16 protein-coding genes are annotated in these 26,202 nt (G+C 51.7%); 3 read left to right on the top strand and 13 right to left on the bottom strand.

Annotated features, from left to right (window positions below):
* Positions 1-93: 93 nt before the first annotated feature.
* The 4 genes from Q0577_RS07360 to Q0577_RS07345 form a co-directional block, all read right to left on the bottom strand.
* The gene (locus Q0577_RS07360) at positions 94-1,704 is read right to left on the bottom strand and encodes a polysaccharide lyase (protein WP_298735480.1); all 1,611 of its coding nucleotides are present in this window, start codon (positions 1,702-1,704) and stop codon (positions 94-96) included.
* 201 nt (positions 1,705-1,905) lie between these two features.
* A complete protein-coding gene (locus tag Q0577_RS07355; protein WP_298734255.1) occupies positions 1,906-2,673 on the bottom strand; it encodes a LytTR family DNA-binding domain-containing protein in 768 nt (255 codons plus the stop codon).
* 11 nt (positions 2,674-2,684) lie between these two features.
* Complete coding sequence (locus Q0577_RS07350) at positions 2,685-3,620, bottom strand: histidine kinase (protein WP_298734253.1); 936 nt, start codon at positions 3,618-3,620, stop codon at positions 2,685-2,687.
* A 3-nt stretch (positions 3,621-3,623) separates the two neighbouring features.
* Entirely contained in the window at positions 3,624-4,865 is a 1,242-nt protein-coding gene (locus Q0577_RS07345; protein WP_298734251.1) for a hypothetical protein, read from the bottom strand.
* Positions 4,866-5,119: 254 nt separating this feature from the next.
* Here Q0577_RS07345 and Q0577_RS07340 point away from each other — a divergent pair, with 254 nt between their 5' ends.
* Both Q0577_RS07340 and Q0577_RS07335 read left to right on the top strand, forming a co-directional pair.
* Positions 5,120-5,902, top strand: coding sequence for a phytanoyl-CoA dioxygenase family protein (locus tag Q0577_RS07340; RefSeq protein WP_298734249.1), 783 nt, complete (start codon positions 5,120-5,122; stop codon positions 5,900-5,902).
* Between the two features lie 94 nt (positions 5,903-5,996).
* Positions 5,997-6,254 (top strand): SemiSWEET transporter, encoded by a 258-nt coding sequence (locus Q0577_RS07335; protein ID WP_298734247.1) that lies wholly within the window; start codon positions 5,997-5,999, stop codon positions 6,252-6,254.
* Here the strand turns inward: Q0577_RS07335 and Q0577_RS07330 are convergent.
* Positions 6,251-6,616, bottom strand: coding sequence for a DUF2200 domain-containing protein (locus tag Q0577_RS07330; RefSeq protein ID WP_298734245.1), 366 nt, complete (start codon positions 6,614-6,616; stop codon positions 6,251-6,253). The two genes, Q0577_RS07335 and Q0577_RS07330, sit on opposite strands and share 4 nt — an antisense overlap.
* Positions 6,617-6,670: 54 nt before the next feature.
* Complete coding sequence (locus Q0577_RS07325) at positions 6,671-7,393, bottom strand: SGNH/GDSL hydrolase family protein (RefSeq protein ID WP_298734243.1); 723 nt, start codon at positions 7,391-7,393, stop codon at positions 6,671-6,673.
* A 401-nt stretch (positions 7,394-7,794) separates the two neighbouring features.
* Here Q0577_RS07325 and Q0577_RS07320 point away from each other — a divergent pair, with 401 nt between their 5' ends.
* Positions 7,795-8,280 carry a hypothetical protein gene (locus Q0577_RS07320; RefSeq protein ID WP_298734240.1) on the top strand — a complete coding sequence of 162 codons (486 nt, stop codon included), beginning with the start codon at positions 7,795-7,797 and terminating at the stop codon, positions 8,278-8,280.
* Between the two features lie 58 nt (positions 8,281-8,338).
* On the opposite strand, the gene Q0577_RS07315 is transcribed toward Q0577_RS07320, so the two are convergent.
* The 7 genes from Q0577_RS07315 to Q0577_RS07285 form a co-directional block, all read right to left on the bottom strand.
* Positions 8,339-9,571 carry a cytochrome P450 gene (locus tag Q0577_RS07315; protein ID WP_298734237.1) on the bottom strand — a complete coding sequence of 411 codons (1,233 nt, stop codon included), beginning with the start codon at positions 9,569-9,571 and terminating at the stop codon, positions 8,339-8,341.
* Position 9,572: 1 nt separating this feature from the next.
* Positions 9,573-12,515, bottom strand: coding sequence for an SAM-dependent methyltransferase (locus Q0577_RS07310; protein ID WP_298734234.1), 2,943 nt, complete (start codon positions 12,513-12,515; stop codon positions 9,573-9,575).
* A gap of 378 nt (positions 12,516-12,893) precedes the next feature.
* Entirely contained in the window at positions 12,894-13,871 is a 978-nt protein-coding gene (gene gap, locus Q0577_RS07305; RefSeq protein ID WP_298734231.1) for a type I glyceraldehyde-3-phosphate dehydrogenase, read from the bottom strand.
* 10 nt (positions 13,872-13,881) lie between these two features.
* Positions 13,882-14,928 (bottom strand): helix-turn-helix domain-containing protein, encoded by a 1,047-nt coding sequence (locus Q0577_RS07300; RefSeq protein WP_298734228.1) that lies wholly within the window; start codon positions 14,926-14,928, stop codon positions 13,882-13,884.
* A gap of 167 nt (positions 14,929-15,095) precedes the next feature.
* Positions 15,096-18,296, bottom strand: a complete 3,201-nt coding sequence (locus Q0577_RS07295) for a reprolysin-like metallopeptidase (protein WP_298734225.1) — start codon at positions 18,294-18,296, stop codon at positions 15,096-15,098.
* A gap of 236 nt (positions 18,297-18,532) precedes the next feature.
* Positions 18,533-19,435, bottom strand: coding sequence for an aldo/keto reductase (locus Q0577_RS07290; protein ID WP_298734223.1), 903 nt, complete (start codon positions 19,433-19,435; stop codon positions 18,533-18,535).
* Between the two features lie 172 nt (positions 19,436-19,607).
* Entirely contained in the window at positions 19,608-25,967 is a 6,360-nt protein-coding gene (locus Q0577_RS07285; protein ID WP_298734220.1) for a fibronectin type III domain-containing protein, read from the bottom strand.
* Positions 25,968-26,202 lie beyond the last annotated feature (235 nt).

Below are 26,202 nucleotides of genomic sequence, written 5' to 3'. Positions count from 1 at the left end.
GGCAACTGATTAAGATCAGGTTTGCAGCAAATTGATGGCCCGCACTACGAACATTCGCAGGCGGGCCATTATCAATCACCGAGCATGTATTAATTATTTCCGGGCGGCCATTTCGTTCAGGAATTGCTCAATATGGGTATAGCCGTCTTTATCCTTACCCAGGCTTGCATCTTTCGGGTCGTTGGGATTGAGGCCATGCTGTTTTTCCCAGCTGTCTGGCAGGCCGTCATTGTCCGCATCTTTATACGGGGTTCCCTTGTACTCCGGGTAACCGCCTACCTGGCTGACGTCGGTAATGATGCCCATTTTATAGGAATCGATAGGCAGGCGGCGGTGCTCAAACTGAGTGGCGGGTAACTGTACATTTTCGGGATAAGCGATCTTACCCGTTCTCACCTGTTCAACAATCCGCGCATCCACCGGGTCGCGCTGCGGCAGCGTAGCGCCGGCGTTCTTCAGTACATCGTCAAAAGCCTCTTTGGCAGACAGTATCTTAACGGGCGCCATGGGGAAGGGCTGGCTCCAACGCATGTAGTCTGTATACTTGCCTGCGTCCGGCTGATCCTGGTCGTGTTCATCTTCTACCTGCACCCCTCCTGCCCAATTGTCTTTTGTGATCTCCGGGTATCCCTCCATGATATTGCCCTGCACATAAGCGCGGCCAAATACCTTATACTTCAGTTTACTGCGGCCCGATTCCGGGTTCAGGATGCGGTGGCCCACCAGTGAAGTTTTAGAAGTAGCGGGGCCAGGTTTGAAATAGTTATTGATGATATTGTACGTAGCGGTATAATCGCCGCCATCCACAGAACGATGCACCCAGTTGAACACCACGTTGTTCACAAAATTGAAAGTACCGTTCCAGCCGATGGAGGGATTGCGGCCCGTGTTATCTGCCCAGAGGTTGCGCACAAAGGTGGCGTTCTCGCCGCCCAGTGTACTGCCGAAAGCGTGGTTCCAGGTATCCAGTCCTTCGGAGAAAATGGAGTGCTGGATGGTGAGGTTCACGGTCGGCATTTTTTGTTCCTGTGTACCGGTGCTGTCGTTATACATGTGGCGGTACATGCTCATGTTCTCATCCAGTCCCCAGCTGGCGGACACATGGTCGATGATGATATTGCCGATGGGGTTACCGCCAATAGCGTCGTCACGGCGGCCTACATTGGTTTCACCGCGGCGGAAGCGCATGTAGCGGATGATCACATCATGTGTATTGATCCATACGGATTCACCGGCAATGCATACACCGTTGCCCGGTGCGGATTGCCCCGCGATGGTGATATAGGGTGCGCGGATGATCAGCGGACTTTTCAAACGGATAATACCGGCTACATTGAACACCACCGTACGGGCGCCGCCCTGTTCGCAGGCCCAGCGGAAACTACCGGGACCATCATCGTTCAGGTTCGTTACTACGAGCACTTTTCCGCCACGGCCGCCAAAGCTGAATTTACCGCCGCCTTCCGCCCCCGGGAAAGCGGGGATGGCAGCCTGCGGCAGGTCTGTTGGACGGTGCGCCCAGGGAATAAAGGGTTTACCTTTCCTTGCCTCTGCCTGGATAATGGGCCATGCCTGCTGCCAGGCCGAGTCGGAATGTTGTTCCGCGGCCTTCATTAATGCAGCGGTGGCGTGCGCAACGTCCTGCGGTATTTTCGGGTATTGTGCGGATGCGGTTTGCCATCCGCAGGTGGCGATGAGCGCCATCACCAGGCTGTAACGCCGGGATATGGAGGGTTTTAAATACGTGAAATTCATCAGCTACTTTGTCGTTTATGATTAGTGGATGGGATGAACCCTTAGCTGCTTTAAAAAAAGCAGTATTCTGCCGGGAAAAAAAGCTATTCCGGATGTAAGCGGATATGATACGGATGAGACGGGATTACAGCCTCCTGAACGGAACGGCGGTCAATGATCCAGCCAGGCTTTGAAGAGCGGGGTTTTCTGGCTGCTGATAACGGTTTCTTCGTCGTATTCGGGCACCAGCACCAGTTTGAGCCTGCCCTTGAAATAGGGATGCACCTCCTTCACGGAGTCTATGTGTATAATGAGGTTACGGTTCACATGAAAGAACTGTACGGGATCGAGCATTGTCATCAGCTCATCCAGCGTATAGTCCAGCGGGTAGCGCTGTCCTTCTTTAGTCACCAGCAAAGTGATCTTATTACGGGAATTGAAATAGGCGATCTCGCTGCTTTTAACGGCCCTGATGCGGTTGCCCGCTTTCACCATGAAACGCGATTTATAGCTTTGCTGGCTGGTTTTAATGATCCGGATGATCTCATTGAAAGAAGTATCCCCCGTAGCGGGCTGCATCTGTGAACGGATGGCGGCCATCTTCTGCAGGCTTTTTTCCAGCTTGGGATATTGCACCGGTTTTAAGAGATAATCGATGCTATGCACCTGGAAAGCATCCAGCACATACTGATCATAAGCCGTACAGAAGATGATGGGGCAGCGCAGCTCTACCTGTTTGAAAATATCGAAGCAAAGGCCATCAGAGAGATGAATGTCCAGCAATATCAGGTCGGGCTGGCGGTGATCGGCAAACCACTGCAGGGCCTCTTTCACGGAAGACAGGACCGCCAGCGGACGAATACGTTCATCATACTGCTGCAACAGGCTTGTTAACCGTTCTGCGGCGGGCGCTTCATCTTCAATGATCAATACTTCCATCGGCAGTTATATTATTCATCTATTTCGAGGAGTGGTAAATCTACTTTAAAAAAACGGTGATCGCAACTGACTTTGATCTCACGTTCCGACAGGTGCTGATAACGTTTGCGGATATTTTCCAGGCCCGTTTCCGAGCGGGTGGACGGCACTTTGGGCAAGGGCTGCCAGGTATTTTCCATACTGATCCATTGTGTTGCCTGCAGGTACACCCGGATGCGGAGCGGCTGATCACGGGAGATCACATTATGCTTTACGGCGTTTTCCATCAGCATCTGCAGCGACAGCGGCGGAATGCACAGGGCAGCTGCCGCAGCGGGAACATCTGGCATATCGATCTGCAATGCCTCACCAAACCGTTTTTTCAGCAGGTGGCAATAAGCATGCAGAAAGTCCAGCTCTGTATGCAGCGGCACCAGCTCTTCTTTTTTGTGATGCAGCACATAACGGTATACATCTGCAAACTTGTCGAGGAAGTCCTGCGCTGCCTCCCGGTCTTTATCAATCAGGCTGGCCAGCACATTGAGGTTGTTGAACAGGAAGTGCGGGTCCAGCTGCATGCGTAAGGAGTACAGCTGTGCATGCAGGTTATCTTCCTTCAGCTGGTTGGCCTGCAGCTGTGCTTTTTTCCATTGCATCATGAAATAGATGCCGAAGTTGATAGACAGTACGGGGATGGTGAACAGCAGTCCGTATACATTCAGCACCATGATCTGCGCAAGATCGGGCGGGGTGCTGTTGGTGGTAACTTTAAATAGATAGTAGGTCAGGTTGATGCAGCACAGGGAGTACAGCGTGCTGGCCACCAGCTGGATAAAAAACCGGCGGGTGGTGTGCGCCATCCAGGAAATGTTCCTGTCCAGCAGCTGGTAAATATATTTATTGCCAAACCATAACAGGAGTATCACGGTGATGATCCATGCCATGGCCACTACATAAAAGCTGTTCATGATCTATCTGAAGGAAATTTCTTTCACCTGGCTCCATGGAATATACTGGTACTTTTTATCGGGCAGCCATATAATGAGGCCCCAGTTCTTTTCGCTTACATCATTGGCCGAGCCTAAGAGCAGGGTGCTGTTATCTTTTAACGTGACCTGTGAATAATGCTGCCGGAAGGGCCTGATCCTGCTAATATAGTAAAAGGGGATCTGATAATACAGCCCGTCCTGGTTGCCGTCCAGCAGCTCCATATTCCAGTCCTCATCCAGGTCAAACACGCAGGGCCCTTCGTAACGCCTGTTATCCGTGGTTTGTACGCTGGCGTATAAACGGTCGGGTACCGGGTAATCGTCATAAGACACACCGCCGGAAGGCGGCGGCTGGGGCGTAAAAGAGCGGAAGGCTTTCCATTCTACCAGCACCCGGCCATAGCTGGGATGCGTTACAACGATGCCTTTACAGGCTTTGCCCAGGTCTTCAGATTCACCCAGCAGCATGTTTTCACCGGTGCGCAGCTGCAGCAATACATGGTGCTGCTGTTTTTCGATGCGGGCAATATAGGCAAAGGCGTAGCTCACCGGTTGCCTGCTGGTGGTAACGCCGTTCAGTATATGTGCCACCAGGTATTTGTAGCGGTTCCACTGCACAAAACCCGTCAGCGGCCCGCTGGTGGTGACAACCGTTCCATAAAGCGGAGCCCAGCGGCGAAGCGCCGGTACGGCGGGCGTGGTTTTAAAGTTCACCCGGCTGATATCATTCCACTGGATGGTCTTTGAATCGCCATCCACGTACACAACGATGCTCTTTCCCAGCTGGGCGGCTTCGTTCCTGTAGGGAATGGCCCTCACTTTGCTGCCGTTCCTGAAATGGATCTGCGCCTGATCGGCGCCGGTAACATGAATAAAATCGATATCGCCAAAGCGGCAGAGGATCTCGTTCTTACGCTGCGGGAATTTATCTTCAAACAGGCTGGTGAATTTCCAGTTCAGCTCCTTCCCTCCTGCTTCAGCAGGCAGACGTTTGATCTGGGAGCCGTCCAGGTATTTAAATATGTCTTTGTTGGTGCTTTTGGTCACAGATAGCACATCGCTCCAGAGGCGCTGGCCGCCGCTCCATTTGAGCGGACCAGTGTAGGTTTGTTTGTTCTTCAGTACCACTTCTGCATAGATATATCCCTGGTATTGGGCACTGGCCGGATGGCCTGCCAGGAACGTAACAACAATAAGCAGCAGGTAAAGAAAAATGCCCCTCATAACTGGTGAACCGTGGATAAGAATGTTTTAAAGATAGGATAATTCAGGGCATGGCACAAGGCAAAGGGCGATGAAGCAGGATATAGCGCGGATGAACCGGGATATTGAGATACTTTTTATATATTTACCGCATGAGGATGTCTCCAACACTTTAATACTTCTTTACACCAACTGCGTAAACGGCCTTTGCAAAGGCTGTGAAAACGGCTGCCTGTACCCGGGCACATTCATTCCTCATTATCAATTGTATTATCATGAAAGAAGTATTCAACAACACACAGATCGATCATTTCATTCATAAAGGCTTTATCCGTATAGACCAAGCATTTGATGCACAACTGGCAGCAGCGGCGCGTGACATTTTGTGGAAAGATATGGATGCAGACCCCGACAATCCTGCTACCTGGACAAAGCCGGTGATCTGGTTAGGTATGTACAGTGCGCCTCCATTTGTAGCGGCAGCCAATACACCGGTGCTGCATGGGGCCTTTGATCAGCTGGTTGGAAAAGGCAACTGGCTGCCTTGCGGAAGCATGGGCGCTTTCCCGGTACGTTTTCCTGCAACAGCAGATACCGGCGATACGGGTTGGCATGTAGACGCCAGCTTCCCGGGCAATGATCCCGGCGATGCATGGCGCATCAACTGGCGGTCCAAGGGCAGAGCCCTGCTGATGCTGTTTTTGTTTTCGGATGTGGGCGAACAGGATGCGCCTACTGTCATCCGCGAAGGGTCGCACCTGGATGTAGCCAGGCTGCTGAAAGATGAGGGCGAAGCCGGTCTCACATTTATGGACCTTGCGATGAAACTGCCTTCGTTACCGGAAAGAAAAGAAGTACTGGCAACCGGTCAGGCAGGCACGGTATATTTATGTCACCCTTTCCTGGTGCACAGGGCGCAGGTGAACAGGGGTGCTGCACCGCGGTTCCTGGCGCAGCCTCCATTGTTGCTGAAGCATGTGCTTCAGCCGGAAGGAGATAAGGCACAATTAAGCCCTGTAGCGGCAGCTATCAGGCTGGGAACAGACGGTGTGCTTTAACGTTGTTACAGTTCAGGGGGTTGTAAGTTGCGGCTTACAACCCTTTTCTATTGTTACCAGGTGCGGGTATAATAATTGAAGTAATGCCGGTACTATGCAATTCATCGGAATACTGGGTTTAGTGGCAGGTATCTGTACTTCCTCCTCGTTAATACCCCAATTGATCAAAACAATAAAGCGCCGGAAGGCGGATGATGTTTCCGTGTTTATGTTCATTGTGATGATGACCGGGAACAGTTTGTGGATATACTATGGTTTTGAGAAGTCTGACCTCCCCATTATAGCCACGAATATCTTTTCGCTGTCGTTGAATATTGTGATGCTTGTACTGAAATTTAAATACCGGCGTTAAGCGGTGCGCAGGATCTTTTCCATTTTCCTGCCTTTGGCCAGCTCATCTACCAGTTTATCCAGGTAGCGGGCGCGTTGTGTGAGGGGGTTCTCTATTTCCTCTACCCGGTATCCGCAGATTACGCCGGTAATGAGGTGGGCGTTGGGGTTCAGCGTGGCGCGTTCAAAGAAGGTTTCAAAAGTGACCCTTTCCTTTATCAGCTCGTTCAGTTGTTTGTGGTCAAAGCCGGTAAGCCATTCTATGACCTGGTGCAATTCTTCTTTTGTTCTGCCTTTTTTCTCCACCTTTTCCACATACATTGGATAGACGGAGGCAAAGATCATCTTCGCGATACGCTGATCATGTGTACTGGAAGTTTTCATACGTTGTGTTTTAGGGTGTTGGTTATTTACTGCAAAATAATAAATCCGGCGGCATTAATGTACCTGTTCTGAAAGCGGCCTTTGCTGCGCCAGCTGCTGTATGGTATCCAGGATGTGTTTTTCGGCTACCCGTTCAAAGAGGATGCGGTGCCCCGGTATATTCAGGTGAATACCATCCTGGTCATACTGTTGATTGATGGTATTATCCGGGTTGGCAAACGGGTCCCAGAAATTGATGACTTTGTCGCCATAGGTGGCCAGGAGCCAGTCGCGCATCTGCGGCAGCGTATGACGGGGATGCCCGAAGTTATTGGTACGCGGCTGGGTGGTGGTGACCCACACCGGGACTTTTTGATCCCTGGCCGTTTGTATGATGGTACGGAAATTAGCCTGCTGTTCTTCCAGGCTGTAGCCGGCGGCCGCATCATTGGTAGGCAGGTTGATGATGATGGCGTCCGGGTGGTAGCTGAGAGCCCTGGTAATATTCCTTTTTTCGTCCGGCGCAGGGCGGCCTTCCTTTTTGGTGCCGCTGGGCATTACCTCGTAGGTAGAATACCCGTTCTTTGAAAGGTTCCGTACCGCCACTTCCGGGCCCAGGGAATGGGCAAAGCGGTTCACCCAGCAGCTGTCTTTCGGCTTAATGCCATATCCGGCTGCGGTGGAAGATCCCACCACAACAATCGTATACCGGTGATGGTCCGGGGTAAATTTGCAGCCAATGCTCAGCCACATACACATGATTGCCGCTCCCAACGTAACGGCGCGTTTGCTCTGCATGAACGTACAAGGTTATAAGGTAGAGGAATAGTTGGCAAGATAATGCTATTTTCTGTCTTACGCAGCACAGTTCTCGGCTTACACGGCCGTTGTGTCAGGTGGAGCGTCCGTTCTGTTATCTTACATCGATGTTCTTCGATCTATCAGGTCTGTTCTGTTAGCTGACAACGCCGTTCTGTTGTCTTACATCGATGTTCTTCAATCTGTCAGGTCTGTTCTGTTAGCTGACAACGCCGTTCTGTCAGGTGGAGGCTCCGTTCTGTTATTTTACATCGATGTTCTTCGATCTGTCAGGCTTGTTTGGTCATCTTTCAAAAAATATTGCACTTTTGGCGCGGTCGATTACACATCTGGCAATTTATTATAATAATATTAACAAAAAGGTTGATTATCTTCATAGTATGAAACGTGCAATCTTTTTTGCGGCCATTTTACTGTTGGCTATGGCAACAAAGGCGCAGGTGCATCCCCGCCAGGCGGTGGATACCAACAAACTTCAGCAAAAATGGTTTGTGACAAAATCCGCCGGTATTACGGCTGGTTTTGCCGCCTTTAAGGGAGGGAGCGCCCAATACGTGTCGGCTCCCCTGGAGCTGCTGGTGAACCGGCAATTAAGTAACAATCTTATTGCTTTTGGCGGGGTGTCTGCTACTCCCTACCTGGTACAATATAACGGTGGGATGTATCAACCGGCGGTTAACAAACAGTATGGTTTCATGCGGACAAACAACACCGGTATATACCCTGCCGCCAAAGTGGGACTGATGTATATCAGCAACGACAGAACGTTTTCCATTTCCGGGAGTGTAAGCGTGAGCAGGAGCAGTTATTTTAATTATGCGCCGGTTTACTCGCCGGTACATATGTATAACCCGGCGGCGCTGTAGGCTTGTTCAGCAACAACAGCGCCGGCGGATCATCAGCCGGTCATTGGCTTCATCCCCTTCACTTCTCCCGGTAAGTAATCGTATCGTCTATCGCAAAAGAAACCAGGCGCCCGCTACCGCCCCTGGGCAAGGTATCGCGTTTAACCAGCGTGAAGCGGCTCTCGTCCGCACATACAAACCTCAGTGCATACGTAATCATCGACATTGAAAAATTGCGGCCCGGACAACTTCGTTTACCCATGCCGAATGGCAGGTATTTAAATCCTTTCGCTGCATCCGGTTCCAGGAAACGCTCCGGGTAGAATTTCTTCGGATCTTTCCAGACATCGCCATTGCGATGCAGGTGAAACACCGGGATCATGAACTCGTGTGCGAAACCTGCAGATGCCCCATTTTTATCCGTTGCCGCCTGCTGGTATCCAAACTGCCGGAAGGGCGGGTAAAGCCGCAGCACCTCCATCACAAAATACCGCGCAAAAGCGGGATCGTCATGGATCTTCCTGCGGTAAGACGGCCGCGCCGCAAGGCATAGCAAGGCGGATCCCAGCGCAGACGCCAGGCTGAAAGAGGATACCAGTATGCTGGTGATCTCTCCCCTGAACTGCGCCCTTGTGATCTTACCGGACTGACGGAGTTCCTTCAGCGTTGCAAACCAGGAACCGGGCCTTGGAATGGCAAAATCGAACACCATCTGCTCCAGCTTGTTCGCCACCCGCTTCATGTACAGCGCCCGCTTAAAAAACAGGCTGTCCACACAATAACGCAATGGGCGCAGGAAAGGCAAATGCAGCCGGAAAGAATACATCAGTCCTTCCAGCACCATTGGCCGTGATCCATGCGGGAACCGGGTACGCATAATGAAATCCTCCAGGGGTTTCAGCACGTCTGCCTGGAGCATGTTATCCAGCATAATACGATACAGTTCGCGGATCAGGCGATCAGCAATGGGGAAGCTTTGTTCACCGCCGCCGGGAACGGGAACCGGGAACAATCGTTCCATCAACTGCCGGGCTATCTGTGGAATGGCTTCATCCGTTGGCATGTGCGGACGTGCAATCCGCTTCAGCCACATGGCATGATCATCCTCGCTTACCACAATGGAGTTGCGGCTCAGGTGAAACTGCGTGAGCATCGTCATCACAAAGCGCGAGCGAGTGAATGGCGTTTTGGCATAGGCCGCGATCCGCTCCGGGTCTGCCGAGTACTCCAGCCGGTTCTTTAACCAGGGCAGGGAGTAGACTCTGCCACTACCCTGCCACCGAAATGGATTTAGCTTATTTAAGCGGCCCATATCACAGATTAATTTTATCGCTCACACGTCTCTTCATCAGCGATAATCTTGCTGAATGGTATGTCAGCCCCACCAGGAAAGCCATCTTCAGCACCAGGAAACGGACCGCATACGGCAGCCGGATCTTTGCAAAAGCGCCAAGTCCGTAAGCATACACCTCGTTCACCAGTTCCACATCTTTGTAAGCGGTTGCTTTGCGGTGCACCAGCTCGGCGGTGGCGAACTTATAGAGCTCTTTTGCAAGACCAAACTCTCCCATTTTGGTCAGTTCAGTGATCTGGCGAAGGTATTGCTTCCAGAAGCGGTGCCACTCTGCATCGGTAGAGCGTGCCACGATCACGGGCGCTACCTTGTAATAGAGCTGAACAGCCGAACGTTCTTTACCGCTGGTCATCTTCGTATCGCGTATATACCTGGCCAACATCAGCGGTTCACTGTTGTCTGCCATTCCCAGGCTTTTCACTACTGCAGTGGTGAGGAAGCAGCTGCTGTCATCATTGTTGTCATCGTTGTTATCGTCATTGTTATCATCGTTGTTGTCGTCATTGTTATCATCATTATTATCATCGTTGTTGTCATCATTGTTATCATCATCGCCGTTGGGATTATCCTGTTCGTTGAACTCATTGGCCTCATTTTCGGGCACCTGGTCATTTCCCGGGTTTTCCTGGAGATTCTCACCCTGTTGCCGCCAGTTCTGTATGGCCTCGCTCGCGAATTTATAGCCTGCCTTGGCGAGGGCCTTGATCACTTCAAATACCGCCATGCTGGCTACACCGATGCCGATAGAAATACCTACCTGTTCCCAGGTTTCACCTTGTTTCTGCGGCGGTGAGGGGGGCGCCGGCGGTTTGGTTCCCAGGTTGCCATATACATTGGGCGACGAGGGTTTCGAGGTGCCTGTTGCATAATAATAACCAAAGAAATTCGGTCCTGTAAAGGTGTTGCCTGCGTATATCGTGAAGTATGTCCACTGCATGTAAATGACCAGCGTATTATTGCCGATTGTGCACTGGAAGTAGCTGTAGAAAGGATTAAAAGTAGCCGGTACCGTAGCGCCCTGGAAGGTGATCTTTGAACCATCAGCAGAAATGTTCAGCGTACCCTGGGAGGCACCATTGAGTGTGGAGGCATAATTCCCGGCCCATAAGCTGGCAGGATCCACGGTAGCAGGTTGCAGGGCCGCGGTCTTGGAATAAACACTTCTGCGCCCGCTGGAGCTGATAGCCGAACCGCCGCCGGATGGGCTCAATGATACTTTCACATCAAAATCATTTGCGTTGGTGCCATTGTAACTTACCAGGCAGGATGAGAAGGTGAGCGAACCATTATACGGGAATGCAGCGGAAGTTGTTACCAGGAAAGCCCCGGTATTACCATTGAAGGCAGTTGATGCAGTGATATCCACCAGTCCGCCCGTAGTAGCAGTAGCCACCTGCAGCTGGTAGACGCCATTTTTACTGAACAGCTTTATCAGCAGGCTGGGGTTTCCCTGCGCATCAAAGGTCTGATAGGTGCCATACAGGATGGAAGGCGAAGTGCCGAACGGCGGATAGGTAACAGTGGAGCTGCTGCCAGCGCCCGGGCCACTCACCTGCGAATAGTTGCCTCCCGTAACGTTGAGGATAGAGCTGTCTACCTGCGCCGTCGTAACGCCTGCGTAGCCCGCCTGGTTGATATAGTTCTGCACCGCGGCGTCTGCCTGGTCGGGTGTGCCGCCGTTCGCCAGTGTATTATAGTAGGTTTGATACAAGGCTGATGTGGTACCGTTCTCCAACAGGCTATTCAGGAAAGCGTTGACGTTGGCATCTGCCTGTGCGGCGCTATTGGCCAGTGACACCTGTGATACGCGGCCGGTGGAACCGGACAACAATGCACGCCGCTCTTCTTTGCTAAGCCCGTAAGATTGCGCCAGCTGTTGGGGTGTATGTTGCAGTTGCTTCAATACGTTCGTATCTGTAGCCAGGTCCTGCATCAGTTTCAGCAATGCAGGGCTGGAGCGGCGCATAATATAACCTTCCGGTAACTGGTGTTGGGGCAGCTCTTCGGCTATCTTCTTTGTTTTGGGAGTGTTGGCAGTTTCCCAGGCAGTAGGCTCCATGGATACAATAGCGCCCGCCTTGCCGTAACCCGTAGCGGCTACCCGTTCCGGGTCTGCACCCAGTAATGTTTTCGGTGGAATATACAGCGTAGATACACCGGTTACGTATTGCCGCTGGATCCCTTCTTTCAGCAGGTCGGACAGTTTAAGTGCGACCTTTGATGAAGGCACACCGGGAAAGTTGGAGCCGCGGAACAGGGTACAGGGATTGTCTCCGCCGTAGTCTTCCAGTAAAGCCTGCACCAACAGGTTAAAATTTTTGCGCGCATATCCTTTAAAGTCGAACCTGGCATCAGCAAAGGCACCAATCTGCAGCATGATCACCTGGCTGTCTGTATGCAGCTTGCGTTTCCTGATATAGTAATCAGTGGCATCCAGGATCTGGCAGCCATTGCGCGAAGGATCTACTTCCAGTTCGGAGAAGATGTAGTCCATAGTGGTGATGCCGGGATACATCAGGCCTTCATGCCCTTCCTGGCGGCATTGATACAGCACACGGCGAACAGCTTTTACAAACACGCCGGGGTGGCCGTAGTACACACCGCACACCGATTCACCTTTGCGAACCGCGGCAAGCATCACTTCTGCCATCTGCAGATAGGTTTTGTTGCGTTCCTTGTCAATACCGTAGTACTGGTAAAGATCATGACAGTTCTTGTTGAGCGACCGGATATAAGCCGCCGTTACGCCATCTGCCGCGTGATAGAATACACGGTCTGCTGATTTAATCTCTGCAATAGACTCAAGCGTCATGTGTGCAATCGCTTTGAGCCCTGTTCCGACAAAGGCAATGCGGCCTTTGGTACCGGTGTTATTTTCTGAAGGATTCACTTCGTTTGTCATAGAGTGTGTCTTTTGATTGAGGGATAAAGTGTATATAATACGTATTAAGACGCGTTTCAGGGAAATGCGAAGAGGTACAATAGGGTTGCATAACGTAAAAAATACGATCCGGTTTTGAGTTTGGTTATTTTGAAAACTAACAGTAAACGTAATGGCTACCCGAAGCAGTCATGTTACTAAAAATAGTAATTTTCAATTTAGGGGCAAAATAATTTCCGGTTAGAAAGAAAAATAAGATAATACGCAAGGCAAACGCTGAAGATTCATAACAACTGCAACGTGATCATAGCGACACTGAACTATTCAATGGCTTTTTTTTATCCCGGTAATAACACTTCCCGGGAACAAATCCCGGGAAGTTTGTCAACAATTCTCCTATTATATACGTGAGATCAGTTCAGCGATGCGGTTGGAAATACCTATCTCATTATCATACCAGGCCACAACTTTTACCAGCTTGCCAATACTCCTGGTGAGGCTGGCGTCTACAATAGCAGAATGTGTGTTGCCCAGGATGTCTGATGATACCAGCGCTTCTTCGGTGTAGGCCATAATTCCCTTTAAAGAATTTTCCGCATAGTCTTTCAGCACGGCTTTCACCTCGTCTGCAGACGCTTCCTGCCGCAGGTTGATCGAGAGATCGATGATGGATCCGTCGATTACAGGAACACGATAGGAATGACCGTCCAGCTTACCTTTCAGGTTGGGCAGCACCTCTCCTATCGCCTTGGCGGCACCGGTGCTGGTGGGAATGATATTGTTGATGGCGGCGCGTGCGCGGCGCAGATCGCGATGCGGCGCATCCTGCAGGTTCTGATCGGCGGTGAATGCATGCACGGTGACCATATACCCCGATTCAATGCCGTAAGTTTTATCCAGTACATACAGCACCGGCGCTATACAGTTGGTAGTGCAGGAGGCGGTAGAATAGATCGCATCATTGCCGATCAGTTCATTATTCACGCCATACACAATGGTTTTCACATCGTTTCCTGCAGGTGCGGTGATCAGTACTTTCCTTGCACCGGCGCGTAAATGGGCTTCTGCTGCGTTCTTGTTGGTGAAGCGTCCTGTAGCTTCGATTACCGCATCTACGCCCAGCGCTTTCCAGGGTAATTTTTCAGGATCTCTTTCGCTGATCAGTTTTATCCGGTTACCGTTTACCAGGAGATCATCTGCTTCCCTGCCCACCTGGCCGGGAAAAGGGCCATGTATGCTGTCAAACTTAAGCAGGTGAGCAAGGGTATCCGCATCTGTGAGGTCATTTACTGCCACCACTTCAATTCCCGCTTTGTTTTGCAGGGCGCGCAAAGTCATCCGGCCAATACGGCCCAGTCCATTGATTGCAATTTTCATTGGTAGTTATTTAAAGAAGGTGATTATTTACTGTAAACTCTTTCCATGCCGTTCTGAAAGAGCGCCTGTAATCAGACGGCGTCACCATCAGGTGCCTTAAAAAGGTGCGCCGCATAGAAACGAGGCCGCCAAGGCCGCACAACCCGGCGATCCTTTCTATTGACAGATCTGTATCTTCCAGGTATTTGCGGGCTGCTTCCACACGCAGCTTTTCGATGAACTTAGCAGGCGGCATGCCGGTTTCCTTACTAAATACCCGCGTGAAGTTCCGGGTGCTCATGTGCAGGAATGCTGCCAGTTGGCCAACGTCCAGCTTTTCGTGCAGGTGATCGCTCAGCCAGCTTTGTATTTTTTCTGCAATGTGCTGCGATCCATAAGCAGGTAACAAATTACCGAATTGCGCCTGGTAGCCCGGCCTGTTGAGGTAGAAAACGATCCGCTTGGCTACACGGCCTGCCACTTCCTTTCCATAGTCCTGTTCAACCAGGGCCAATGCCAGGTCTATCCCTGAAGAGCCGCCTGCTGCGGTGTACACATGTCCGTCACGGGTGTACATCGGATCGCTGTTCACTTCCACCTCCGGGTGGGCCCGCTGCAGCTTTTCAGCGTTCTGCCAATGTGTGGTGGCTTTCCGCCCATTTAAAATGCCTGCTATTGCCAGGGGAAATGCACCGCCGCATACCGAGGCGATCCGCCGTGTATTACGCTCGTTCCTGGCAGAGAGCCATTCATAAAATTCCTGTAATGCGGGCTGACTGTTTTCGCGGGAGTCATTACCGGCTATGATAAGGGTATCAACAGGCGTGCGGATGTCCATCGCCGTGTGTTGGCATACAATACGCATCCCCGCCCCCGCATCCACTGTTTTATCCGGTGTTGCGGCCACTACTTCCACCTCATAGCCTTCCGGTTGTCCAAGTTCCCGGAGAATGGTGTTGGCACTAACAAATACATCCCTGGGGCCTGTAAAAGTAAGCAGCATATCGCGGCTGACAACCACAATAACAACCTGCTTCTTTTTTCGCTGACTACCCGGGATCTTTCTCCCCTGGTTCATACCACAAATGTACAACCTCCCCCACTTGTCTCAAAGGACATAAATTATACAAATCAGGCCATAACCGTTTGGACCTTTGAAGGTAGGGTTTAAAAGTTTGAAGGCGCCCCAAATCATTGAGACACCTTCAAACTATTGAACTATTAAACTTTCAAACTTTTAAACGGTCATTGTTTGACGATCTTCGTTGTATACACTTCTTCCTCCCCGTTCTTAATCCGCACGATGTATACGCCTGCAGGCAATGCAGAAATGTCCAGCTGGGTGTTATCCATACTTACCTGGCGGTGTAATACTACTTTGCCGTTTATATCAAACAGCCGTACGTCTGACTGGCCTTTGTAACCGGCAAGGTTGATGTTTACAATACTATTCACAGGGTTGGGGAAGACGCCCACTTTCTGTGATTTATAGGTGATCGGCTCAACAGGGTCTGTGCCGCGGGTGGCAGTGCCCAGCTGTACACGTAAGGTGTAGCAGGTAGTGGCGCTGTTGGCCCCGTTGTAACCATATACCTGTGCATAGTAGGTGCCCGGGTTCAGGGTCCTGGTAATGCTTTCGTTGCTGGTGCCGCCCGCCTGTGAAATAGCGATTTGTCCGCCGGAGCTGTTCAGCAGTCTCAGGTCGTAATCACCGGGCAGTGTGCGCAACGTAATGGTAACAGAGCCCCTGGTGCTGATCACAAACCTGTAGTGATCTACATCGCCGCTCGGGCTGATAAGACCTGTAACATCCGTGTTAAACGGAATGGTGGCAGCGCCACTGGTGGTGCCGTTCGTTGTGTTATCCAGCGCATTCTGGCAACCGGATGCTGTGAGCGTAGTGAATTGCGCGGTAGTATAACTGCTGCTGCTGCCGCCGGAGCAATTGGTCCGCACGCGCCAGTCGTACAATGTAGCAGCGCTTAAGCCGCTTAAGTTCACACTGGTGGCGGTGGTGGCGGTGGCGGCAGAGATCCAGGCGGAAGAAGCAGCCGTTTTATAATCTACGCTATAGGATACTGCACCGCTGACGGCCGTCCAGCTAACGGTAGCGCCTGTACTGGTGATACCTGCGCTGGTTAAACCAGCGGGCGCAGCGCATGCGCCGCCTGTGGTGGTGAATTGTGCAGTAGTATAAGTGCTGCTGCTGCCTGCGCAATTGGTCCTTACCCTGTAATCATAGGTAATGCCGGCGCTCAGTCCTGTTAAGCCCACAGAAGTGGCAGTGGTGGCAGTAGCAGCATTGATCCAGGTGGAAGAAGTAGCGGCTTTATAATCCACATCATAGGATACTGCGCCGCTTACAGCGTTCCAGCCTGTGGTTGCGGATGTATTGGTAATGGACGAAGCAATTAATCCAGCCGGGGCGCCGCAACCGGAACCTGAGGTGATGGTGAAATTGGTATTGGAGATGTCAAAGAAAATATTCCCTACGGCTTCCACTTTTATCCTTGCAGTGGTAGTGGGTGTATTCGGTACCGTTATTACCTCGCTGCCATCATTGGGTGTACTGGCCACCAATGTGCTGAAGGTGTTGCCACCGTCTGTAGAGATGGAAATTTTCACGTTGGCGCAACTAACCGGGGAAGCGGTGGTATTGGCCACATTCCAGGTAACGGTCTGCGAAGAATTACCCGCCCATGATACCGCCGTATTGGGCGCAGTTACGGAAAAAGGTCCGGATGAATTGGTGACGGTCACCGTCATATCCGCAAAATTGGTTTGCCCGATGGATACGGGTGCGGTAGCACTGTAAGGCGCATTATCCCTTACAGTTAAACGAAAGTGCAGCGTTCTCGAAACGGAGCTCAACGCTTCGGTATTGGCGCCTGCATCACCGCCGGAAAGCGGACCTGATACCAGTCCGCCGGCAAGAATGGTAGACAGTTTAGGGAAATACCTTGTTGGTGAAGTAACAGGCGGAAGTGATATCCAGTTGGGACCGGATGCCTTGGTGGGACTGGCCACACTGGCAGATCCTGTTTGTGAGGAGCTGGCGTTATCGGTCTGCTCCCAGCAATAGGTCAGCACATCACCGGCATTGGCATCGGTAGCAGCACCCGTCAATGCAAAAGGTGTGCTGATGGGAATTGTATAATTAGCGCCCGCATTCACCACGGGTGTGGCGTTGTTGGCAGATATGCTGGTAGTAACCGGGCAGGTTTTGCCAGACAGATTTGCCTGTATCTGTGCAATGGAAACCGCATGAAAAATGTCTATTGAATGCGGGGCCAGATCCTGTCCGGTAATACCGGCATACCCCATAATAGTGATCCCGGAACCGGGTTCCACGTTAACGCCCGTGCCTTCATTGCCCATGGAGAACGTGTGATTGGCGCCCAGCTGGTGCCCTACTTCATGCGTTACATAATCGATGTCGAAATTATCGCCCTGGGGGATCGCATCGGCAGGAGATGTAAAGCCGCTTCCCTTTGAGCTGTTAACGCAGATACAACCTATACAACCGGCATTACCGCCGCCGCCGGATGCACCGAACAGGTGGCCGATATCATAGTTGGCCGATCCGATCACGGAGTTCAGGGTACTCTGCAGCTGGCTGTTCCAGGCGCCGCCCGCACCTGAGCTGGCGGGAGAATAGGGATCTGTTGAAGGATTGTAATAGAACACGTCTGTAGTTGCGGCAATCAGGTTCAGGTGAAGCGCCAGGTCTTTTTCATAAACGCCATTGCAACGGGTAAGGGTGGCGTTAACGGCCGCCAGTACCAATCCCACCTGTGAAGCGCTGGTGGCGCCGAAATAATTGGAGTATTCGGCGGTAACAGATTGCGCCAGGCGCAGTGTTTTCATATCGCCGGTTGACCTGGCATACGGATCCGTGACCTGCCTGGCGATATCATTGGCCAGCTGCTGTTCCGGGGTAGTACATTTCCAGGGTAAGGTTTTGGGTTGTTTTTTAAATACCGCGTAAACGGTGTGGTCTGCAGAATAAGGCTCAATAAACTCGCTCTCCTTTCCCGTACGGAACACCATCGTCTGGATGCCCTGGGGTGAGATACTCAGTTTCAGCGTGGCCTGTTTATCGGTAATGCCTTTTCCTGAAAAGGCCCTGATCTCCGGGAAGCGGGCCTGCAATGCGGGCTCGAAATTGGACGCCTCCCTGATCTCGAATTGTTCAATTTCTCCGTCTGCATTCGGTAAAGAGATGATGGTGGCCTGCGCCCTTGCATTGCCTACCGTTCTGAATACATCATTCCGTAAGGGGGTGAAGTTCAGGTCAAATAACCGGAATTCCGCCGGGAAAGCCAGGCGGGCTACGGCTTTGTCGGGGGTGATCCTGGCATTATCGGTATGGGGCCGCCAATAATCCTGGGCAAAGGATACAGTGGCGCATAGCAATGCTGCTGCGAAAAGTAGAACTTTTTTCATTTGGTGTTTGGGTTTTCATGTGAAGAAATGCTCTCTGTATAAATGTAATTTACCTGACTGCGGTCCTATTTGCAGTGGGCTGCATTAACGGGTCCATACTTTAAAACATCCGGGGAAGGAAAATTGTTTGTGGGGCTGGCGGGGAAACGGTCATAAAACAACCCACCCACTCTGAGAGTGGGTGGAGGTACTGCCGGGCGGACAGTTAAGATCATCAGATAAGATCTGCAGGCCGCTTATTCTTCGGGAAGGGCCGAAGTGGAAGTGGCATATAGATCGTACCAGTCCTGGTAATCCAGATCAATGGAAAAAGTATTGACAATGTTCCGTATCCTTTTTTCGCTGGTGGTGCCCACCAAAGGCAGGGCGCCCAGTTTCACCAGCCAGGCTACGGCGATAGATTCGATATCCGCATTATACTTACGTCCTATCTCCTCCAGTTTGGCGCGTACCTTTACCGCCTTTTCATCGGTACCGTTTTCAATCCGGCCGGCAGCCAGGGGCGCTGTTACAAGGGGGCGCATATACCGCTGCTTGATATAGTCTATCTGTCCGTTATCAAAAGCCGCTGTATTCAGCAGGTTCAGTTCAATATGATTGGTAACGATGGGGATCCCTAAATAAGAGGCCAGCAGCTGATGCTGAAATACGGAGAAATTCACCACGCCCACATGCCTGATCTTGCCGCGCTCCTTCAGCTTCCTGAGTGTATAGGCGGTAGCCTCCAGGTTGGCCAGGGGATCAAAATGATTCAGCAGGAATATGTCTATATAATCTGTTCTTAAGCGTTGCAGGGAATTGTCCACGCTTTTGGTGATGTGCTCCGGCGAAGTGTCGCAATGCCTTACCCGGACATCCGGCACGGAGGGGTGCGGTTCCCGCAAACCACATTTTGTAAAAAGCACTACATCTTCCCTTTTGAATGAGCGTTTGCTGAGCGCTCTTCCGAAAAGCTCTTCACACTGATACCCACCGTAAATATCAGCGTGATCAAAGGTGTTGATTCCGAGTTCCAGGCACAGGTTGACCATATTCTCCATGGTCTTTTCTCCACTGGTAGCATTATCCTCCCACCTGTAAAATCCGTAAATGGCCGGGGATACTTTAGGGCCGCCGTCGCCGATGTAAATCTTCTCCATATTTGATTTTAGTTAAACGATGTTCAACACCCGTTCTTTTAAGGCACATGACCTTTATCCAAAGTAAAAACATTTTTATTAGTCTACAAAATTACCAGACTTAATATTTTTTCATAAAAAAAAGAGGCTGTTGGTACAGCCTCTTTGTATTGGTACAAAAGGTGAATACTTACTATTGTTTTATCAGCTTGATGGTTTTTACCGGCTTGTTATCCGCCAATACCTGCAGGAGGTATAGCCCGCTAAGCAGGGGGTTGCCGCTCAGTTCCAGTCTTTCCTGGTATACCCCGCTGTTCCGGGTACCCAGGTCTTTCATCAGCACCAGCCGTCCGCTACCATCGAGCAGTCTTACCATTACCCGTACCGCCTGTTGCTGGTGAATGCTCAGGTTCAGGTTGATAAACTGCTCAAACGGGTTCGGATATACGTTCACTGTTGCTATATCGAAATTATTCGTATTCGTGTTGGTAACCACCGGCGGGGTGTTGTTTACAGCGCCCACCACCACTACGCTGCGGTTAGTGGTGCGTGCAGCCATCACCGGGGTGTTCACCGGCAGGCTTTGTACCTGGGTGCTGTCTTCCAGGGGATAAGCCTTCATCACCAGGGCGTTCAGGTAGCCATAGTTCACCGCCGTGTAAACGGTGATAATGATCTCGCCGTTCTTATCCGCCGTTACCTTATCAATGCTTACCGTGTTCTGGGTATTGTCATTGGCATCCAGTGTTACCACCTTATCGCCGATGGCGTAAGCGGTTACCCTGGTACCCCCGCTGGCGCGGCTGCCCAGGAAGGTGAAGGAGTACTGCTTGCCCTGATCCAGCCCGCTGAACTTCATTACGGCCGTATCTCCCGGCTCTGTATAATAAGATTCTGCGAGGGCCTTATCGGGATATGCGCCGCTGTCGTTGCCTGTTTGTGCGCCGGCGGGGTTGGTGCCCGTAAAATTATCCACCAGCGTGAGGGATATACCGGTGCTGTTGCCGCCGTCATCCCAGAGGCTCTTCCATACCTGTCCCTGCGCAGGCAGGGCGGCGGTATTGTTCCAGGGTGCGCCGGCAATATTGGTCACGGTAAAGTTCACATATACGCCGTAGGCAAGGGTGGCGCCGGAGGCGACGTTGCTATAGGCGGAGGTAAATGTACCTGCTACTGCCCTTACCTTATAGTAATAAGTGGTATTTGCGCTCAGGCTGCTGTCTTTATAAGCGGCCACGTTAGCGGCGGTGGTTGCGATCAGGCTGTAAGCGCCGTTGGCGGCAGCAGCACGCCATACCTCGTAGCCGGTTTCATTGCTGGCCTTATCAGACCAGGTGAGCTGGATGGCAGACCTGCTTTGCGCCGTTGCAGTAAGGTTATCCGGCGTTAAAGGAATACTGTCCGGCACATAAGACTGGATCACCAGTGCGTTGAGGTAAGCCGCCACAGAACCGGATGCCTGCCTGATGGTGAAGGTGATGCCACCTTCGCTGTCGGCGTTCAGTCCGTTGAGCTGCACCGTATTGCTGGTATTGCTGGCGGCATTGAGCGTAACGGTTTGTCCGCCTGCGCTGTAAATGGTATTCCGGTTATCAGCTACCGCTTCGCGTGCGCCAAAGAACACCAGGTTGAATTTACGGCCGGCCGGCAGTCCGCTGATCCGGACGCGCCTGTCGCTGTTGCTCTGGTCAAAGAAGAAAGTATGCATCACGGCATCCGGGTACACGCCGGAATTATTACCCGTACTGGTGCCCACGTTATTGGCGCCGGTGAAGGTGTCGAGGATGGTGATGCTGATACCGCTGGCAGCGCCTGTTTCGTCTTTCAGGTTAGTGAGTGCGTTGTTGGCATTGGGCAGCGTGTTAAAGTTATTCCAGGGCGCGCCCGCCGGTTCTACCTGGTTACAGTTCACGTAAATGGAAGTGCTCTTCTTATCCGTTACCTGCAGGTTGAAACGCAGGGTGCTGGTATCGCCTTTGCTGTCTGCCGCTTTTATTGCGAGGGTATACTTACCGATATCACCGGCAGCAGGCGACAGTGTAATGACGCCGTGACCGTTGCCATTATCCTGGAAGCTGGCAAAGCCGGGCAGGCTGAGCGCAGACAGGGTAATCACGTCTTCCGCTGCATCCCTAGCCGTAATGCTGATCTGCAGGCTGGTATCTGTTTTGATCACCACATCGGCAATGGCATTCAGTACCGGCGGCTTGTTGGGGATGTCAATGGCAATGGTATCCGTAAAGGGCGATACTCCATACTCGTTCACCGCCCTGGCGGCATAATACCAGGTTTGGCCGCTGGTGGCCGTAAGATCCGTATAGGCGGTATCGTTGGCTTTGAGCGCAGGACTCAGCAGGGTATACACACCGTTGCGTGCCGTGGAGCGGTACAGCTCATAAGCCGTTTCATTATAGGCCTGGTCTGTCCAGCTAAGCCTTACGCCTGCCGGGATATCGCGTGCGGCAAAATGCCCGGGCCTGGCGGGAGCCGTGCTGTCGTCAAAGACGGCGCTCACCACCATGGCGTTGATATAAGCGTACTGTGAGTTGGGTGCAGCCACCAGGTCTACCGATATACCGCCTGCGGAATCAGGGCGCATATTATTGATAGCAGCCGTTTGCGTACCGTTATTGGTAGCATTCAATGTTGCACTGGTACCGTTGATGGTATAAGTGGCGATACGGTTATCGCTGATACCATCGCGGCTGCCAAAGAATGTAAAGCTGTATTTAAATTGCGGGTTTAAGCCCGTAAGCCGGAAAGTCTGCTTAACGGTGGTGGTCCACCAGTTGCTGGCCATTACATTGTCCGGGTATAAACCACTGTTTGTCCAGGTGTTTTTGCCCTGGTTGTTCGTATTCACACCGCCGTTAATGGCTTCCCATGGCGTGAGCACCTGCAGCGTAATACCGGAGGTTTTTCCGTCGCTGTCCTTCAGGTTGGGATATACATCGTTCAGGGCTGGTTTTGCATTGGTATTGTTCCAGGGCGCAGCGGCCTGGTAGGCGCCATCCGTGAAGTTTACGTAGAGCGCGTAGTTGGGATTTACATCCGTAACGTTAATGGTGAATTTCTTTGTGTCGGTACCGCCTCTTCCATCATCTACCGTCACTGTTACGGGATAAGTACCAGCATCCGCATAACCGGGCGCCAGCCGGATCTGTGCAGTATTACCGTTTGGCACAAACGTAGCAAAGGGCGGTAAGCCGCTCAGGGTCCAGATCGTGGTATCGGTGGCATTATTATCTGCAGACGACAGGTTGATCTGTGCCGTTGCTTTTTCTGTAAGCGTCACGTTCGTAACAGCGCTTAAAGCGGGCACGAAGTTATCATTTACCGTCAGCGTAAAGGATTGTGTAGCGCTGCCGTTATGCTGGTCGGTCACCTTTACCTGGATGTTATTCCATACGCCCACGTGGTTGCTTTGCGGCGCAAAATTCAGCAGCGCCGTACCATCGCCGTTGTCAGTCAATGTGGCAAAGGCGGGGAGGTTGATACCCGTGATCGTCAGTGTTTCTCCATCCGGGTCAGCAGCGCTGATGTTATAGCTCAGTTGTGTACCATAGCGCATGGATTTGCCGGGCAAAGCCTCCAGCACCGGTTTGTTGTTAAGCGTGGTGGCCGTAACCTGGTTAGAGGTATTGCCGCCGCCATCGTTCCTGGCCGTTACCTTATAGTAATATTTGGCATTCGCAAACAGCGCAGAGTCTACATAGGTAGCCTGCGTGGTGCCGTTGGAAGGCAGCGTGGCGATTAACACATAATTGGCGTTGGTATTGGCGGAGCGGTATACGTCAAATGCATCTTCGTTGGTGGAGTTATCCTTCCACTGCAGGTTGATCCGGTTACCGGCTGCAGCCGTAGCAGTAAGCGTGCTGGGCGCGGTCGGTTTGGCAGGTAAGGCCAGTGTTTTACCGGTTGCATACGCGGTAGCGCCCGAAGTACCGTAGTTGTTGATGGCCTTCAGCAGGTAGAAGTAACTCTTATTAGCCGTTACGGTAGTATCCGTATAGCTGGTAACGTTAGCCCCTGTGGTGGCAATGATACCGTAAGTGCCTGTAGCGCTGGTGCTCCTGTATACTTCGAAACCGGTTTCATTGTCCAGGTTATCTGTCCAGGAGATCGTCAGCTTGTTGTGGGCTACCGGTGTAACCTTTACCACTGCGGGGGTGTCGGGCGCAGCGCCCATGGGGATCGAATCCTTGAAATAGGCGGCAGGGATCTGCTGACGGTTGATGTTGGGGCCTTTCCAGAACAACTGCATGGTTTCTCCGGAGCCGGTGCGCTCAAAATAAGCGAGCGCAATCTGGTGCGGACCCGCATCAAGATATACGGAAGCGCTCTTGGAAGTGGCAGAATGCGTACCATCGTTGCTCACCAGCGGAGTAGCGTTGAAATCATACGGCTGATCGATATACAGCTTGCTGCCGTCATCAGAATAGGTTTCAAACGTATAGGTGCCGGATACCGGGATGTTGATATAACCTTCCCAGAGGAAGCCGTAGTTGTCTGACTGCGTTCTGGGACTTACATCCACATTGGCGCTGATACCCGATTTGGTGGGTGTTAAACTCTTGTAGTCAGGCAGGTTGGTCCAGCTGCCGTTATAATACCTGTAAAACAGTCCGTCGGCAATCGCCGCCCTGGACACCTGGTTGCTGGCGGGAGATTCGTTGCCGCTGGCATCCCTGGCTTTCACTACAATGTTATACAGCTGGCGGTTGGTCAGCCCATAGGCCATGAACGTATAGGTGCTGGTACCGGAGGTGAAGGGTACGGTATATGTTTTCTTACCATTCAGGTAAATATCATACCGGTCTACCCCCACATCATCTGTTGAGTTGGTCCAGGAAAGATAGATGGCGTTGGAAGTGCTGCCCGTTACTTTCAGGTTGCCGGGCGCGGTGGGCGGCGTAACGTCTGCCAGTGTGGTAGCGCTGGCTTCGTTGCTTACCGGGGAGGCGCCACTGGCGTTCACCGCGCGTACAATATAATAATAGCGGGTGTTCACGCTTAAGCTGCCATCAGTATAGGTAACCACATTGGCATTTACCTTACCTGCCAGTGTGTAAGGTCCGCCGGCGGTAGTAGCGCGATAGATCTCGAACTGCGTTTCATTGTATGCAGGACTTGGATTATCGGTCCAGTTCAGTTTGATCTGCGTTTTGGAAGCAGCGGTGGCGATCAATCCGCCCGCAGCATCGGGCACATTGATACCCGCGGCATTGATCACCGGGAAAGGATTGGAGAAGATGCTGGAGCAGGTATATTGTTCCGCTACCTTGGCAACATAATTACCCGGTGTGCGTGCGGTAAAGGTATTGGAACGGCCCAATGTATCGGTGCCGCCGGAGAGCATCCACACATAGCTGGTATAGCCGGTGGGGAGCTGCAGCACCACACTGTCTTTGCCTTCGGGCGTAGGAAGCACGTTGCTCATCATACCGGAGATCTGTATATCCGGCGTTTGGGTAGGCGGTTTGATGCCGATCACTACGGGGATGGGCGACCATGCAGACCAGCGGTTGCCGTTCCTTACACGGGCGTCGTAGGTACCCACGCTGTTCACCACCAGGGTGTTGCGGTTGGCGCCAGGTATCACTACGCCATCCTTACGCCATTCATAGGCGTCAAAACCGGCGGTCAGCCCTAATGTATCAGAGATAGGATCTCCCGGGCAGAATTCCGTTCTGCCGTACAAAGGCCAGGGGTTGGCTTTATGTGCGCGGTTCATGAAAGGGAAATAGTCTTTCTCTTTCCAGGCTTTATCCCACACACCGTGCCCTGCGCCTGCATAAATTATGAGCTTGTAATTGGCGCCTGCCGCAGCGGCTGCATCTGCAATAGCCTGCGCAGCGGCCGGGGGAGGGTTAGGATCTACCCCACCCTGGAAATGCCACAGGGGCGTGAATTTATAAGTCGGGAGATAACCGATATAAGAAGAATTGGCAGCGCTGATAGGTGTAGCCGCCGCCGCCAGTTTGGGATACCGGAAAATAAAATCCCACACGGCTTGTCCGCCGCCGGACAAACCGGCTACGGTTACCCTGAACGGATCTACGTTCAACTGCGGAACAAAGAAGTTGTTGATCAGTTCGTACGCGTAGTCATAATGGGTGGGTCCAAAATAGCCGAACTGGTTCTGCGGATAAAAGATGAAGCCGTCAAAAGTACCTGCATCCACGGCGTTCATATATTCTTTTCCCCCGTGGTAAAGCTGATACTCATTATCATACACGGTGCCCTTCTCGCCTACCCCATGAAAGAAAACGATGATGGGATACTTTTTGGAAGTATCCGCTGCATTAAAGTTCTTCGGGTACTTAAGGCGGAACTGCATCCCCTTATAGATATAACACTTGTAAGAGGTGGCCGTCCACGACATCCGCGGTGTTCTTACCCACTTGCCGATGGATCCCCAGGCTGGTTCCACAGGAGGTTTGGCTGCATTGTAATCTACTACCGGATCATTCGGATCCAGCACTTTTTGAGCCGATACTGTCTGTGCCCCTATCATCAACAGCAACAGTAATCGCAGGTAGAATTTGATCATATTTTATGATTGAGTATCCGGTAATAACAATAATACCAGGCTCTTTCATCGGATATGATGGTTAAAATATTACTAGATTGAGGGAAGGCTTTTCTGCGGAAGATGGTTCGAAAGGATGTGATGGTTCCCACACAATTCGGCGCAAGATAATTATTAAAAATTTCCGGCAATAGGAAATTCGGCAAATGTGATAAAATTCCGGGTGAATTTCGAAAAAAGTGCCGTGAACGTATTA

It is taken from the genome of uncultured Chitinophaga sp. (genome assembly GCF_937898475.1).
Lineage (GTDB): Bacteria > Bacteroidota > Bacteroidia > Chitinophagales > Chitinophagaceae > Chitinophaga.
This window is presented reverse-complemented; position numbering and strand designations above follow the sequence as displayed.

Bases quoted from the DNA above. Each gene is read 5' to 3' on its own strand.
- Q0577_RS07310 (WP_298734234.1), bottom strand. From the start codon at position 12,515: ATGACAAACGAAGTGAATCCTTCAGAAAATAACACCGGTACCAAAGGC.
- gap (WP_298734231.1), bottom strand. From the start codon at position 13,871: ATGAAAATTGCAATCAATGGACTGGGCCGTATTGGCCGGATGACTTTG.
- Q0577_RS07295 (WP_298734225.1), bottom strand. From the start codon at position 18,296: ATGAAAAAAGTTCTACTTTTCGCAGCAGCATTGCTATGCGCCACTGTA.
- Q0577_RS07330 (WP_298734245.1), bottom strand. From the start codon at position 6,616: ATGAAAACTTCCAGTACACATGATCAGCGTATCGCGAAGATGATCTTT.
- Q0577_RS07290 (WP_298734223.1), bottom strand. From the start codon at position 19,435: ATGGAGAAGATTTACATCGGCGACGGCGGCCCTAAAGTATCCCCGGCC.
- Q0577_RS07315 (WP_298734237.1), bottom strand. From the start codon at position 9,571: ATGGGCCGCTTAAATAAGCTAAATCCATTTCGGTGGCAGGGTAGTGGC.
- Q0577_RS07300 (WP_298734228.1), bottom strand. From the start codon at position 14,928: ATGAACCAGGGGAGAAAGATCCCGGGTAGTCAGCGAAAAAAGAAGCAG.
- Q0577_RS07360 (WP_298735480.1), bottom strand. From the start codon at position 1,704: ATGGCGCTCATCGCCACCTGCGGATGGCAAACCGCATCCGCACAATAC.
- Q0577_RS07335 (WP_298734247.1), top strand. From the start codon at position 5,997: ATGCAATTCATCGGAATACTGGGTTTAGTGGCAGGTATCTGTACTTCC.
- Q0577_RS07325 (WP_298734243.1), bottom strand. From the start codon at position 7,393: ATGCAGAGCAAACGCGCCGTTACGTTGGGAGCGGCAATCATGTGTATG.
- Q0577_RS07320 (WP_298734240.1), top strand. From the start codon at position 7,795: ATGAAACGTGCAATCTTTTTTGCGGCCATTTTACTGTTGGCTATGGCA.
- Q0577_RS07285 (WP_298734220.1), bottom strand. From the start codon at position 25,967: ATGATCAAATTCTACCTGCGATTACTGTTGCTGTTGATGATAGGGGCA.
- Q0577_RS07350 (WP_298734253.1), bottom strand. From the start codon at position 3,620: ATGAACAGCTTTTATGTAGTGGCCATGGCATGGATCATCACCGTGATA.
- Q0577_RS07345 (WP_298734251.1), bottom strand. From the start codon at position 4,865: ATGAGGGGCATTTTTCTTTACCTGCTGCTTATTGTTGTTACGTTCCTG.
- Q0577_RS07355 (WP_298734255.1), bottom strand. From the start codon at position 2,673: ATGGAAGTATTGATCATTGAAGATGAAGCGCCCGCCGCAGAACGGTTA.
- Q0577_RS07340 (WP_298734249.1), top strand. From the start codon at position 5,120: ATGAAAGAAGTATTCAACAACACACAGATCGATCATTTCATTCATAAA.